The following is a 13,232-nucleotide window of genomic DNA, read 5'->3' on the forward strand; positions in this document are numbered from 1 at the left end:
TCCCCCGGGGGTCCCTCGGTCAGCCCATCGGTGCGGCCGAGCCGTGCCGGGTGACCGGTCGCATCACCTGCTCGATCTCGCGGCGCAGCCGCTCGCCGGGCACTCCCCAGCCCGCCTCGTAGCCGTAGATCTCGCGCAACGAGCTCGTGGACCGGGTGCAGTCCGCCAGGTCGATGTCGTCGGGGCCGATGAGGGCGGGGTGGGCCACCCCGACCGCCTCGGCGACCTTGAGCAGGTCGCGGCGCAGGGCCAGCAGGTAGTGGGCGGCCCGGTCGGCCTTCAGCGTCGGGTCCAGCGCCCGGCCCAGGCGCGGGTCCTGGGTCGCGACGCCGGTCGGACACCGGTCGGTGTGGCACTTCTGGGCCTGGATGCAGCCGATCGAGAGCATCGCCTCGCGCCCGACGTTGACCATGTCCGCCCCGAGCGCGAAGGCGACCACGGCGTTCTCGGGCACGCCCAGCTTGCCGGCACCGATGAAGGTGACGTCGTCGGCGAGGCCGGCGGCGGCGAAGCGGCGGTAGACCTCGGCGAACGCGATCCGGAACGGGTAGGCCACCGAGTCCGCGAAGACCATCGGCGCCGCGCCGGTGCCGCCCTCGCCGCCGTCGATGTTGACGAAGTCGACCCCGCGCCCGCCGCGCGCCATCTGCTCGACCAGGTGGTCCCAGAACGTCAGGTCGCCGACCGCCGACTTGATCCCGACCGGCAGCCCGGTCTCGGCGGCCAGCAGCTCGACGAAGTCGAGCATCGAGTCGACGTCGTGGAAGACCTCGTGCCGGCTCGGCGAGGCGCAGTCCTCGCCCGGGGTGATGCCGCGTGTCTCGGCGATCTCGGCCGTCACCTTCGCGGCGGGCAGCATCCCGCCGAGACCGGGCTTCGCGCCCTGGGACAGCTTGATCTCCAGGGCCCGCACCGGCGCCGAGGCGACCAGGTCCTTGAGCCGCGCCAGGTCGAAGCGGCCGCGCTCGTCGCGGCAGCCGAAGTACGACGTACCGATCTGGAAGACCAGGTCCCCGCCGTTGCGGTGGTACGGCGAGAGCCCGCCCTCGCCGGTGTTCTGCAGCGCCCCGGTGGCGGCGGCGCCGCGGTTGAGTGCCTCGATCGCCTGGCGCGACAGCGAGCCGAAGCTCATCCCGGAGATGTTCACGACCGAGCCCGGCCGGAACGCCCGGGCGCGCCCGCGGGCGGCGCCGAGCACCTTGCCGGCCGGCAGCGGCACTCCCTCCTCGGCGTGCCGGCCGGTCCCGGCGCCGGGGCCGGCGAAGGTGCGGTGCTTGATGACCACCTGGCCGCTGACGTTCTCGACGTCGTTGTCGGTGCCGAAGCCGAAGTAGGAGTTCTCCCCCTTCGCCGAGGCGTAGACCCAGCGCCGCTGGTCGCGGCTGAAGGGCCGTTCCTCGTCGTTGGAGGTGACAATGTACTGGCGCAGCTCGGGGCCGAAGCGCTCGAGCTGGAAGCGCAGGTGCCCGATCACGGGGTAGTTGCGCAGGATCGCGTGCTTGCGCTGCACCAGGTCGTGCACGGCGACGGCACCCAGCGCGGCGGTGCCGGCGGCGGCGGTTCGGGTCCACTTCATCCTCCCCGAGTACCCCGTCGTGGGGGTAGCGTGCCCGGATGGACCTGATCCCGAAGCCCGAGCAGGTCGTCTCGGCGGCAGGCAACGTCGCCCACAAGCTCCTCTACGGCGGGGTCGCCGACCTGCGCCCGATGCCGCGCACCCTGATCGACGAGGGCCCGCAGCGCCAGGTCCACCACTACGCCCCGGACCCCGACGTCGAGAGCGACCCCGGCGACCCGGTCCTGCTGGTCACCCCGCTGGCCGCCCCCGCCCTCTGCTTCGACCTGCGCCGCGGCTGCTCGCTGGTGGAGCACCTGGTCGGGCAGGGACGCGCCACCTACCTCGTCGAGTACGGCGCGGTGTCCTTCGGCGAGCGCCACCTCGGCATGGAGCACTGGGTCGACGAGGTGGTCGCGGAGGCGATCCGGGCGGTCTCCGAGCACGCCGGCGGGCGCCCGGTGCACGTGGTCGGCTGGAGCCTGGGCGGCATCTTCGCGCTGCTCACCGCCGCCGACGACCCGGACCTGCCGATCGCCTCGCTCGCCGTGCTGGGCACCCCCACGGACGTGTCGCTGGTGCCGCTGGTCGCCCCGCTGCGCCCGCTGCTGCGCCTCACCGAGGGCCGCGGGCTGGTGACCCGGGCGTACCGCGCGATCGGCGGGGCGCCGCAGCCGGTGGTCCGCTGGGCCTTCCAGCTCTCCTCGTTCCAGAAGCTGGTGACCAAGCCGCTCGCCGTGGCGGTCAACCTCGACGACACCGAGTTCCTGTCCCAGATCGAGGCGGTCGACCGGTTCACCTCCGCCATGGTCGCCTACCCGGGGCGCAGCTTCGGGCAGCTCTACCACCGCTTCCTCAAGGCCAACATGCTCGTCACCGGCGCCATGGAGCTCGGCGGGCGCACCATCTCGCTGTCCTCGATCACCGCCCCGGTCCTGGTCTTCGCCGGCGCCGACGACGCGATCGCGCCGGTCAAGGCGGTCCAGGCGGTGCTCCCGCACCTCTCCGGCTCCCCCGACGCCCGCTTCGAGGTGGTGCCCGGTGGCCACCTCGGCATGCTGACCGGCCGCGGGGCGCGCGACAGCACCTGGGTCGTGCTCGACGAGTGGCTCACCGAGTGGTCGGGGCGCGCGCCGCGCCGGCGCCGCCGCAAGGCACCCCGCGGAGGCACCGGGATCGGCACCAACCCCGAGCGCCGCCACGGCTCCGGCGGCTCGCGCGCGCTCGCCCGCTGAGCCCGCTGCGCCCGCTGCGCCGAACCCCGCACGGCGGTCCTCGCGCGCCGTTAGCCTGCGCCCGTGAGCACCCCCGTGGCCCGGCACACCCCGGACACTCCGCCGCCGTCCGGCCCGTCCGGCCTGCCCCGTCGGGTCCGCATCGGCTACGGCGCGGGCTCGGTCGCCACCGGCGCCTTCGGCACCGTGCCGGGGCTGATGCTGCTGCCCTACCTGACCGACGAGATCGGCCTCGCCGCGTGGCTGGCCGGCGTCGTGGTCTTCGCGCCCAAGGCCTGGGACGTGCTCCTCAACCCGGTCGCGGGGCGGATCAGCGACCGCAGCAGCGACCCCCGCGGCCCGCGCCGCCCGTGGCTGCTGCGCGCGGGCGTCGCGCTCGCGGTCACCTTCGCGCTCGTCTTCGCCGCCCCCGCCATGCCGGTCGCGCTCGAGACGGCCTGGGTGCTGGTGATGTTCCTGGCCTGCGCCTCGGCGTACGCCTTCTTCCAGGTGCCGTTCGTCTCGATGCCCGCGGAGATGACGCCGTCCTACGACGAACGCACCCGGCTGATGACCTGGCGGGTGGCGATCCTGGCGCTGACGATCCTGGTGGCGGGCGCGAGCGCGCCGCTGATCCGCGACGAGGTGGGCGGCCGCGACGGCTACCGGCTGATGGGCGTCGTGATGGCGCTGGTGATCCTGGCGGGAGCCCTCGCGGCGTACCGCGGCACCCGCAGCGCCCCGGTCGGCGCGGTGCAGCCCGGCGCCGGCTCGCTGCGCGACCAGCTGCGCATCGTCTCGGCGGCGCGGGACTTCCGGCTGCTGCTGACCACGTTCGTGGTGCAGGCGCTCGCGGTGGGCTGCGTGCTCGCCGGCGTGGACTACCTCGCCGAGGACGTGCTGGACAGCCCCGGCGCCGTGACCGTGCTCTTCGCCTGCTTCGTGGCGCCGGCGCTGCTGCTGACGCCGGTCTGGGCGGCGGTGGGCCAGCGGGTCGGCAAGAAGGCGGGGTACGTCGTGTCCTCGCTGCTGCTCGCGGCGGGCTCCGCGGTGGCCGTGCTCGCCGGCTCGGCCCCTGCCGGGGTCCTGTTCGCCGCGGTCGCGGTGAGCGGGGTCGGGTACGCCGGGTGCCAGGTCTTCCCGCTGGCGATGATGCCCGACGCCGCCGCGCTCGACGCCCGCCGCACCGGCAGCAACCGGGTCGGGGTCTACACCGGCGTGTGGACGGCGGGCGAGACCTTCGGCCTGGCCCTCGGACCGGCGGTCTTCGCGCTGGTCCTCCAGCTCGGCGACTACCGCTCCGGCAGCGGTGCGGCCCAGCCCGACTCCGCGCTCACCGCGATCGTCATGGGATTCTCGCTGCTGCCCGCCGCGCTGGTGCTGCTCAGCCTGTGGTGGCTCGCCCGCTACTCCCTCGACGCCTCGGAGGTCGACCCCGCATGACCGACCCTCTTCCCTCCGGCACCGCGAGCGCCGTGCTGGCGCGGCTGCGCGAGCTCCAGGCCGGCGACCTGCCGGTGCTCGGCGGACGCACTCTCGCCTACGTCTACGACTCCGGTCTCGCCGAGGTGGACCGGGTCGGGCGCGAGGCGGTGGCGGCCTACGCCGGCTCCAACGGCCTGGACCCCACGGCGTTCCCGAGCCTGCTGCGGATGGAGAACGACCTGGTCGGGTTCGCAACGCGGCTGCTCGACGCCCCGGAGGGCGCCGTGGGCACCGTGACCAGCGGCGGCACCGAGTCGGTGCTGCTCGCCGTGCAGGGCGCGCGCGACAGCCGCCCCGACGTCGCGCGCCCCACGATGGTCATCCCCTCGACCGCCCACGCCGCCTTCCACAAGGCCGCGCACTACTTCGGGGTCGAGGCGCGGGTGGTGCCCGTGGGCCCGGACTTCCGCGCCGACCCCGAGGCGATGGCCGCCGCGATCGACGACACCACCGTGCTGGTGGCGGCCAGCGCCCCCTCCTACGCCCACGGCGTGGTCGACCCGGTCGCCGAGGTCGCGGCGGCGGCCGCCGCGCGCGGCGTGCGCTGCCACGTCGACGCCTGCATCGGCGGCTGGGTCCTGCCGTACGCCGCCCGGCTGGGCCGCACCGTGCCGGCCTGGACCTTCGCGGTCCCCGGCGTCACCTCGGTCTCGGTCGACCTGCACAAGTACGCCTACGCCCCGAAGGGCGCCTCGCTGCTGCTGCACCGCACCCCCGCGCTGCGGCGCCCGCAGTTCTTCGCCTCCGCGGCGTGGCCGGGCTACACGATGCTCAACCCCACGATGCAGTCGACACGCTCCGGCGGTCCGCTGGCCGGTGCCTGGGCGGTGGTGACCACGCTCGGCGACGAGGGCTACGAGCGGCTCACCGCCGACGTGCTGGCCGCCGTCGACCGGATCGTCGCCGGGGTCGCCGACCACCCCGGGCTGCACCTGGTGGCCGAGCCGGACTCGACACTGGTCGCGCTGGGCACCGACGCGAGCTGCGACCCGTTCACGGTGTGCGACGAGATGGCCGCGCGCGGGTGGTACGTCCAGCCGCAGATGAGCTTCGCCGGCGCGCCGGCCACGATCCACCTCTCGGTCAGCGCCGCCACCCTCGCCGGCGTCGAGGACCTCCTGGTCGCCCTGCGCGACTCGGTGGCCGCCGCGGTGGCGGCCGGGCCGGTCCGGGTCGACCCCGGCGTCGCGGCGTACGTCGAGGCGCTCGACCCCGCGGGGCTCGACGAGGCCGACTTCGACGGCCTGCTGGCCGCCTCGGGGCTGGCCGGCCAGGGGGCCGACGGCACGGTGGCGCTGCCCGAGCGGATGGCCGAGGTCAACGCGCTGCTCGACCTGGCCAGCCCGGCGATGCGCGAGGCGCTGCTGGTCGCCTTCCTGGACCGGCTGGCGCGCCCGTGAGCGCCCTGGAGCGGCTGGTCGACCGCGGCCTCGTCGCGCCGGACTGGGCGCACGCGCTGGCCCCCGTCGACGCGCTGATCGGCGAGCTCGGGGACTTCCTGCGCGCCGAGCTCGCGGCCGGGCGGCCCTACCTGCCCGAGGGCGATCGGGTCTTCCGCGCCTTCGAGCGCCCGTTGGCCGACGTGCGGGTGCTCATCGTCGGGCAGGACCCCTACCCGACCCCGGGGCACCCGATCGGGCTGAGCTTCGCCGTCGACGCCGAGGTGCGCCCGCTGCCGCGCAGCCTGGCCAACATCTACCGCGAGGCGACCGAGGACCTGGGGATCACGATGCCCGCCCACGGCGACCTCACCGCCTGGGCCGACCGCGGGGTGATGCTGCTCAACCGGGTGCTGACCGTGCGGCCCGGCGAGTCCGGCTCGCACCGCCGGCGCGGCTGGGAGCAGGTCACCGAGTGCGCGATCCGCGCCCTCGCCGCCCGCGGCGGGCCGCTCGCGGCGATCCTGTGGGGCCGCGACGCCCAGTCGCTCACCCCGCTCCTCGACGGCGTGGGGGTGGTCGCCTCCGCGCACCCGTCGCCGCTGTCGGCGCGCCGCGGGTTCTTCGGCTCCCGGCCCTTCAGCCGCGTGGACGCGCTGCTCCTCGAGCAGGGCGGCGCCCCGGTCGACTGGACGCTCCCGATGGAATAAAGTTGAAGATCAAACCATTGGAGTGAGCATGGACGCGCCGAACACCCCCACCCCCGCGGACCGGATGCCGGCCCTCTACCTCGGGCACGGCGCTCCCCCGCTCCTTGACGACCCGGTCTGGTCGGGCCAGCTGGCGACGCTCGCCCGCGAGCTCCCGCGCCCGAAGGCGATCCTGATCGTCAGCGCCCACTGGGAGTCCGCCCCGCTCAGCCTCAGCGGCAACGGCGCGCCGCTGGTCTACGACTTCGGCGGCTTCGACCCGAAGTACTACCGGATGACCTACCAGACCCCGGACTCGACCGCGCTCGCGCAGCGGGTGGCGGCGATGATGCCGGACACCGAGCCGGTCCACCAGCACGTGAGCCGCGGCCTCGACCACGGCGCCTGGGTGCCGCTGAAGATCATGTACCCCGAGGCCGACATCCCGGTGCTCCAGATGTCGCTGCCGACCCACGACCCGGAGCGGCTGATGCGCCTGGGCGCGCGGCTGCGCCCGCTGCGTGAGGAGGGCGTGCTCGTGGTCGGCTCCGGGTTCCTCACCCACGGCCTGCCGTTCCTCACCGAGTTCCGCATCGACGCCGCGGCGCCGGGCTGGTCGCGCGAGTTCGACGCCTGGGCCGCGGAGGCGATCGCCCGCGGGGACGTCGACGAGCTCGCGGCGTACCGCGACCGCGCGCCCGGGATGCCCTACGCGCATCCCACCGTCGAGCACTACACGCCGCTGTTCGTGACCCTCGGCGCCGCGAGCGCCCCCGAGGTGCCGGCCGAGCAGATCATCGACGGCTTCTGGATGGGGCTCTCGAAGCGGAGCCTGCAGGTCGCCTGACGCGGCGCGCGGCCCGGACGCGATAGTCCGCCACACAGGTGTCGTCGATCGGCCTCGACCCGACACCTGTGTGGCGGACTACTCGCCCCTCAGCGGATCCGGAAGCGCCGCATCATCTTCAGCCCGCCCAGCATCTGCTCGACGTAGGTGTCGTAGTCCTGGCCGGGCCGGATGCCCATCACCTGCTTCTTCAGCACCGCGAGGTTCTGCACGTCGGTGTACTTCAGCAGGCCCTGGTCGCCGTGCCGGGCGCCGACGCCGGACTGCTTGATCCCGCCGGACGGCGTCCCCTTGGAGGCGTACGCCGTGGCGAGGGCGTCGTTGACGTTGACGTTGCCGGCCTCGATGCGGCGCGCCACCTTCTCGGCGCGCGCGACGTCGCCGCTCCACACCGAGGCGTTGAGGCCGTAGTCGGTGTCGTTGGCCAGCGCGATCGCCTCCTCGACCGTGCGGTAGCGGTGCAGGGCGACCACCGGCCCGAAGGTCTCGGTGACCCCGCAGGCCATCTCGGAGGTGACGCCCTCCAGGATCGTCGGCTCGAAGAACGCCGGGCCGAGGTCGGGCCGGGCCCGCCCGCCGGTGACGACGTGCGCGCCCTTGGCGACGGCGTCCTCGACGTGGGCGTAGACGCGTGCCAGGTGGTCGGGCGAGATCAGCGAGCCGACGTCCGGCCCGAAGTCGTACGCCGCCCCGATCACGAGCGCCTCGGTGGCCTTGACGAAGGCCGCCTTCAGCTCCTCGTAGCGACTGTCGGGCAGGTAGATGCGCTCGATGTGCATGCAGATCTGGCCGGTGTTGCCGAACACGCCGAACAGGGCACCGTCGACCCACTCGTCGGCGTCGACGTCGTCCAGGACGACCATCGGGTTCTTCCCGCCGAGCTCCAGGCAGCACCCGATCAGGTTGCGCCCGGCACGCTCGCCGATCACCCGCCCGGTGGCGGTGGACCCGGTGAACATGACGTAGCTGGCGTTGTCGATCAGCGTCGGACCGACGTCGGGGCCCTCGCCGCAGACCACCTGGAACAGCCCCTTGGGCAGTCCGGCACGCTCGAGCAGCGCGATCCCGTGCAGCGGCGACAGCGCGGTCTTGTTGTCCGGCTTGAGCACCACCGCGTTGCCGGCCATCAGCGCCGGGATCGCGTCGGAGAGCCCGGTGGCGAAGGGGAAGTTCCACGGCGCGATGATCGCGACGACGCCCTTGGGCCGGCGGATCTCCGTCGAGGACGACACCAGCGGCACCGGTCCACCGCGGGTGGTCGAGGACAGCAGCCGCGGCGCGCGCTTGAGGTAGTGACTGATCACCATCGGCGGGTCGCAGGTCTCCTCGACCGCCATCCGCCGGTTCTTCCCGCTCTCGGCCTGGATCAGGTCGGCGGTGGTGTGGGTGGCCTCGAGCAGCAGCCGGTGGGCGGTGCGGAAGACCCGCATCCGCTTGCGCACCGGCCAGGCGGCCCAGACCCGCTGCGCCTCCCGGGCCCGCGCGAACGCCTCCTCGATGTCGGAGGGGCTCGACTGCGGGAGGTCCACGAGCTTCTCGCCGGTGTAGACCTCGGTCAGCGGCCAGGGGGTCGCCCCGGACGAGGGCACCCGGGCCACCAGGGAGCGCAGGAACGCGTCGGTGATCGACGCCGGGCGGGTGGGACCGGGGCGCGGCGTACCGGTGGCGGCGTCCGGCCCGGCCGCCGCGCCTTCCGTGGTGGCGACGTCGCTGGAGCTGGCGATGTGCATGGCTCAGGCCTTTCCGAGGACGAGCGCGGCGCCGCGCTCGCCGATCATGATCGCGGGCGCGTTGGTGTTGCCTCCGGTGATCGACGGCATGATCGAGGCGTCGGCGACCCGCAGCCCCTCGATGCCGCGGACCTTGAGGTCGGGGGTGACCACGGCGCGCTCGTCGGTGCCCATCCGGGCGGTGCCGACGCCGTGGTAGACCGACGTGGCGCGGTTGAGGATCTGGCTGCGCAGGTCGGGCCCGCGTACGCCGGCGCCGGGGTGGATCTCGCTCTTGATCGAGCCGCCGAACGCCGCGGAGCCGAGGATCTCGCGGACCATCTCCGAGCCCTCGACGAGGGTGTCGAGGTCGCGTCGGTCGGCCAGGTAGTTCGGGTCGATCAGCGGCGCGGCGGTCGGGTCGGCGGAGGCGAGGCGGAGCGTGCCGCGGCTGCGCGGGTAGATCAGCGTGGTGAGCACGGTCAGCGCCGGGCGCTGGTCGACGTCGTGGCGCACCGGGGCGTCCTGGTTGGGCGAGACGTAGGCCCACGGCAGCAGGTGCAGCTGGAGGTCGGGCACGTCGGTGGCCTGGGAGGTGCGCACGAAGCCGACCGACTCGAAGACCGAGTTGGCCAGGAAGGTCCCGCCGCGGGTGAGCTCCTTGGCCAGACCCTTGGCGAAGAACAGCGCGTTGCCGCGCAGCGTCGAGGAGGTCGCGTGGAAGGTCATCGCGTGGAACATGTGGTCGTGCAGGTTGTCGCCGACCGGCAGGTCCGCGACACAGGCGATGCCGTGCTGGGCGAGGTGCTCGGCCGGGCCGATCCCCGAGAGCATCAGCAGCTGCGGGGTGCCGATGAAGCCCGCCGAGAGGATGACCTCCTTGCCGGCGCGCACCACCCGACTGCCACCGTCCTTGTCGCGCACCCGGACCCCGACCGCGCGCCCGTTCTCGACCACGACCTTGGTCGCCAGGACCCGCGTCTGGACCTCGAGGGTGCGCGGCGCGAGGTGGTGCACGTAGCCGCGCGAGGCGCTGTAGCGCAGCCCGTCCACGGCGTTCTGCTGCATCCGGCCGATGCCCTCCTGGGAGGCGCCGTTGTAGTCGTCGAGGATCTTCACGCCCAGGGTGTCGGAGGTCGCCTGGATGAACTGCAGGGTGCCCTCCTGCGGGTTCGGGTTGACCCCGACCCGGATCGGGCCGCCGGCGCCGCGGTACTCGTCGGCGCCGCCCTCGTAGTCCTCCATGCGCTTGTACGCCGCGTTGACGCTGTCGGCGTCCCAGCCGGTGCAGCCTTCCGCGGCCCAGGAGTCGTAGTTGGCCCGGTTGCCGCGCACGTAGACCATGCCGTTGACCGAGCTGGAGCCGCCGAGCACCTTGCCACGGGGGGCCGGCATCCTGCGCCCGAGGATGTGCTGCTGGGGCACGGTGTAGTAGCCCCAGTCGTTGAGCCGCTTGATCCGCGGCTCGGCGTGCATCGGCCCGATCATGCCGGGCTTCTTGGTCAGCAGCTGGTTGTCGCTCTTGCCGGCCTCGAGCAGGATCACGCTCGCGCCGGACTGGGCCAGCCGGCCGGCTATGGCGGAGCCGGCGCTGCCGGAGCCGACGACGACGTAGTCAGCCTCGTGGGAGTAGGGGGTCTTGGCCATCTCAGATACCTCGTTCGGGCCGGCGGCGGCGGGTCACATACTGACGGAATGTATGCGTGGTCACACTACGTCAACGACTGGAACCGGTTCTAGTTCTGCCCGACCCTCGACCGATCTGCCCGGACGTCGGGAGCGAGGGCCACAATGGCGCCATGAAGCTGCTGTCCATCCAGTCCTCGGTCGCCTACGGACACGTCGGCAACTCCGCCGCCGTGTTCCCGCTCCAGCGGCTCGGCCACGAGGTCTGGGCGGTCAACACCGTCCACTTCTCCAACCACACCGGGTACGGCGCGTGGCGCGGCCCGCTCCTGCCGGCCTCCGACGTGCGCGACGTCGTGATCGGCATCGAGGAGCGCGGCGCCTTCCCCGAGGTGAGCGCGGTGCTGTCGGGCTACCAGGGCGGCGAGGACATCGGCGAGGTGATCATCGACGCGGTGGCGCGGGTCAAGGCCGCGAACCCGGCCGCGACCTACACCTGCGACCCGGTGATGGGCAACGCCCGCTCCGGCTGCTTCGTGAACCCCGCGATCCCGGTGCTGCTGCGCGAGAAGGTCGTGCCGGTCGCCGACATCATCACGCCCAACCAGTTCGAGCTCGGCTACCTCACCGACACCGAGCCGCGCACCCTCGACGACATCCTGGCCTCCGCCGACGCGGCCCGCGCGATGGGCCCGAGCACGGTGCTGGTGACGAGCGTGGAGCGCAGCGACCGCCCCGACGACACCATCGAGATGATGGTCGTCCACGACGACGGCGCCTGGCTGGTGCGCACGCCGTACCTCCCGATGAAGGCCAACGGCTCCGGCGACATCACCTCGGCGCTCTTCACCGCCCACCTGCACACCACCGGCGACCCGGCGGTGGCGCTCGGCCGCACCGCCTCGTCGGTCTTCGGCGTGCTGCGCACGACGCTGGAGAGCGGCGAGCGCGAGCTGCAGATCGTGGCCGGCCAGGAGCACATCGCCCACCCGGCCGAGGAGTTCGAGGTCGAGCGGGTCCGCTGAGCGGGGCGCCCCCGCCGGGGGCGGGTCGGGCTGGAGCCGGTGACAGGGGTCGAACCCGCGACATCCTCATTACAAATGAGGCGCTCTACCAACTGAGCTACACCGGCAGCGGCCCGGGCGGGCCGGCGCCCATGCTAGCCAGCACGGGCCGCCGGCGCCGCGTCGGGCGCTGGTGTGGTCCTAGGAGAAGAAGGTGCCGCCGCCGTCCACGGTGAGCGTGCAGCCGGTGACATAGCTGGCGTCCGGGCCGGCGAGGAAGACCGCGGCGCGCCCGACGTCGCTCTCCGCATCGCCAGGACGAGGCACCGAGAGGTGGCGCAGCACGCCCTTGAGCTCCTGGGGGCGCTCGTCGAAGTGCGCCTTCGCGCCCTCGGTGAGCACGAACGGCGCCAGGTTGTTGACCGTGATCCCGTGGCGGCCCCACTCGCGCGCGGCGACCCGGGTCAGCCCGCCGACGCCGGCCTTCGCCGCGACGTACGCGCCGTACCCGGCGAGGCCGCCGGGGTCGGAGGCGGAGCGCAGGTTGATGACGCGCCCGCCGCCCTCTTCGAGCGTCCCCTTGAGGTGCGGGAAGCAGGCACGCATGAAGTAGTAGGTCGCCTTCGGGCCGGTGTCGAGCGCGAGGTCGATCTCGGCGTCGGTGGCGTCCTCGAACGCCGTCTGCACCGAGGCCATCGCGTTGTTGACCAGGATGTCGACGGTGCCGAAGCGCTCGACGACCCTCGCCACGCCGGCGTCGACCTGCGCGGAGTCGCGGATGTCGCAGCCCAGCCCGATCGCGGGCGCGTGTTGCTCCAGCTCGCCCGCCATCGCCTCCGCTCCCGCGGCGTCCAGGTCGAGCACCGCGACCCGCGCGCCCTCCTTGGCCATCGCCCGTGCGATGCCGGCGCCCACGCCGCGCGCCGCGCCGGTGACCAGCGCGACCTTGCCGTCCAGCACTCCCATGCCTGCCCCCTCGCTCATCCGTCCCGTGCTCAGCTCATGAACCCGTCGATGGCCAGCACCTCACCCGTGACGAACCGGGCCTGCGGCGAGGACAGGTAGCGGATCGACTCCGCCACCTCCTGCGGCGAGATCGTCCCGGGGAACTGCATCAGCAGGCGCTCGGAGACCTTCGGGTCCAGGTCGGCGGGGTACGTCGCGGCCACCTGGGCGACCATCGGGGTGTCGATGGTGCCGGGGCACACGGCGTTGACGCGGATGCGGCGCGAGGCCAGCTCCAGGGCGAGGTTCTTGGTCAGCTGGACCAACCCACCCTTCGAGGCGCCGTACGCCGCGGCGTACGGCTGCGGGACGCGGCCCGCCACCGAGGCGACGTTGACGATGCAGCCGGGACCGACCTCCAGCAGCGGCAGCGCCGCCTGGATCAGCAGGAACGGGCCCTTGAGGTTGACCGCCAGCACCCGGTCCAGCTCGGCCTCGCTGATCTGCTCGACGCGGCCGAACTGCACGATCCCCGCCACGTTGGCCAGCACGTCGATGCGCCCGCGCTGCCCGCAGACCTCGATCGCCGCGTCCACCGCCGCCTTGCTGGAGACGTCGCACTCGACGTACGTCACGCCCTCCGGCACCGTTGCCGCCCGGTCCAGACCGAACACGATCTCGCCCGCGTCGCGGAACATCTCGGCGGTCGCGAACCCCACGCCCGAGGCGGCGCCGGTGACCACGACGACGCGCTGCGCCTGCTGCTCACTGTCCATGCC

Annotated in this window: 11 protein-coding genes and 1 tRNA gene; 6 read left to right on the top strand and 6 right to left on the bottom strand. The window is 73.5% G+C overall.

Going from position 1 to position 13,232, the window contains the following annotated elements:
• Positions 1–19 precede the first annotated feature (19 nt).
• A complete protein-coding gene (locus tag HOQ23_RS19150; RefSeq protein WP_172216966.1) occupies positions 20–1,576 on the bottom strand; it encodes an FMN-binding glutamate synthase family protein in 1,557 nt (518 codons plus the stop codon).
• A 38-nt stretch (positions 1,577–1,614) separates the two neighbouring features.
• Here HOQ23_RS19150 and HOQ23_RS19155 point away from each other — a divergent pair, with 38 nt between their 5' ends.
• The 5 genes from HOQ23_RS19155 (at position 1,615) to HOQ23_RS19175 (ending at position 7,169) form a co-directional block, all read left to right on the top strand.
• On the top strand, positions 1,615–2,790 hold the full coding sequence (locus tag HOQ23_RS19155) for an alpha/beta fold hydrolase (protein WP_216654445.1): 1,176 nt from the start codon (positions 1,615–1,617) through the stop codon (positions 2,788–2,790).
• 63 nt (positions 2,791–2,853) lie between these two features.
• Positions 2,854–4,212, top strand: a complete 1,359-nt coding sequence (locus HOQ23_RS19160) for an MFS transporter (RefSeq protein ID WP_367650586.1) — start codon at positions 2,854–2,856, stop codon at positions 4,210–4,212.
• The gene (locus tag HOQ23_RS19165; RefSeq protein ID WP_172216968.1) at positions 4,209–5,654 is read left to right on the top strand and encodes an aminotransferase class V-fold PLP-dependent enzyme; all 1,446 of its coding nucleotides are present in this window, start codon (positions 4,209–4,211) and stop codon (positions 5,652–5,654) included. Before HOQ23_RS19160 ends, HOQ23_RS19165 begins: the two co-directional genes overlap by 4 nt.
• On the top strand, positions 5,651–6,343 hold the full coding sequence (locus tag HOQ23_RS19170; RefSeq protein ID WP_172216970.1) for a uracil-DNA glycosylase: 693 nt from the start codon (positions 5,651–5,653) through the stop codon (positions 6,341–6,343). Before HOQ23_RS19165 ends, HOQ23_RS19170 begins: the two co-directional genes overlap by 4 nt.
• Before the next feature lie 28 nt (positions 6,344–6,371).
• Complete coding sequence (locus HOQ23_RS19175; RefSeq protein WP_253945709.1) at positions 6,372–7,169, top strand: dioxygenase; 798 nt, start codon at positions 6,372–6,374, stop codon at positions 7,167–7,169.
• 89 nt (positions 7,170–7,258) lie between these two features.
• On the opposite strand, the gene HOQ23_RS19180 is transcribed toward HOQ23_RS19175, so the two are convergent.
• Positions 7,259–8,899, bottom strand: a complete 1,641-nt coding sequence (locus HOQ23_RS19180) for a succinic semialdehyde dehydrogenase (protein WP_172216972.1) — start codon at positions 8,897–8,899, stop codon at positions 7,259–7,261.
• A gap of 3 nt (positions 8,900–8,902) precedes the next feature.
• Positions 8,903–10,525, bottom strand: a complete 1,623-nt coding sequence (locus HOQ23_RS19185; RefSeq protein ID WP_172216974.1) for a GMC family oxidoreductase — start codon at positions 10,523–10,525, stop codon at positions 8,903–8,905.
• 152 nt (positions 10,526–10,677) lie between these two features.
• Here HOQ23_RS19185 and pdxY point away from each other — a divergent pair, with 152 nt between their 5' ends.
• A complete protein-coding gene (gene pdxY, locus HOQ23_RS19190; protein ID WP_172216976.1) occupies positions 10,678–11,529 on the top strand; it encodes a pyridoxal kinase PdxY in 852 nt (283 codons plus the stop codon).
• A 31-nt stretch (positions 11,530–11,560) separates the two neighbouring features.
• Here the strand turns inward: pdxY and HOQ23_RS19195 are convergent.
• From HOQ23_RS19195 to HOQ23_RS19205, 3 genes are all read right to left on the bottom strand, one after another.
• A tRNA-Thr gene (locus tag HOQ23_RS19195) sits at positions 11,561–11,636 on the bottom strand.
• Positions 11,637–11,709: 73 nt separating this feature from the next.
• Entirely contained in the window at positions 11,710–12,474 is a 765-nt protein-coding gene (locus HOQ23_RS19200) for an SDR family NAD(P)-dependent oxidoreductase (protein ID WP_172216978.1), read from the bottom strand.
• A 29-nt stretch (positions 12,475–12,503) separates the two neighbouring features.
• Positions 12,504–13,229 carry an SDR family NAD(P)-dependent oxidoreductase gene (locus HOQ23_RS19205; RefSeq protein ID WP_172216980.1) on the bottom strand — a complete coding sequence of 242 codons (726 nt, stop codon included), beginning with the start codon at positions 13,227–13,229 and terminating at the stop codon, positions 12,504–12,506.
• Positions 13,230–13,232: the final 3 nt, after the last annotated feature.

This window comes from Nocardioides sp. zg-DK7169, from assembly GCF_013155365.1.
Lineage (GTDB): Bacteria > Actinomycetota > Actinomycetes > Propionibacteriales > Nocardioidaceae > Nocardioides.

Coding starts and splice junctions, on each gene's coding strand:
- HOQ23_RS19155 (WP_216654445.1), top strand. CDS start 1,615: ATGGACCTGATCCCGAAGCCCGAGCAGGTCGTCTCGGCGGCAGGCAAC.
- HOQ23_RS19150 (WP_172216966.1), bottom strand. CDS start 1,576: ATGAAGTGGACCCGAACCGCCGCCGCCGGCACCGCCGCGCTGGGTGCC.
- pdxY (WP_172216976.1), top strand. CDS start 10,678: ATGAAGCTGCTGTCCATCCAGTCCTCGGTCGCCTACGGACACGTCGGC.
- HOQ23_RS19185 (WP_172216974.1), bottom strand. CDS start 10,525: ATGGCCAAGACCCCCTACTCCCACGAGGCTGACTACGTCGTCGTCGGC.
- HOQ23_RS19205 (WP_172216980.1), bottom strand. CDS start 13,229: ATGGACAGTGAGCAGCAGGCGCAGCGCGTCGTCGTGGTCACCGGCGCC.
- HOQ23_RS19165 (WP_172216968.1), top strand. CDS start 4,209: ATGACCGACCCTCTTCCCTCCGGCACCGCGAGCGCCGTGCTGGCGCGG.
- HOQ23_RS19175 (WP_253945709.1), top strand. CDS start 6,372: ATGGACGCGCCGAACACCCCCACCCCCGCGGACCGGATGCCGGCCCTC.
- HOQ23_RS19200 (WP_172216978.1), bottom strand. CDS start 12,474: ATGGGAGTGCTGGACGGCAAGGTCGCGCTGGTCACCGGCGCGGCGCGC.
- HOQ23_RS19180 (WP_172216972.1), bottom strand. CDS start 8,899: ATGCACATCGCCAGCTCCAGCGACGTCGCCACCACGGAAGGCGCGGCG.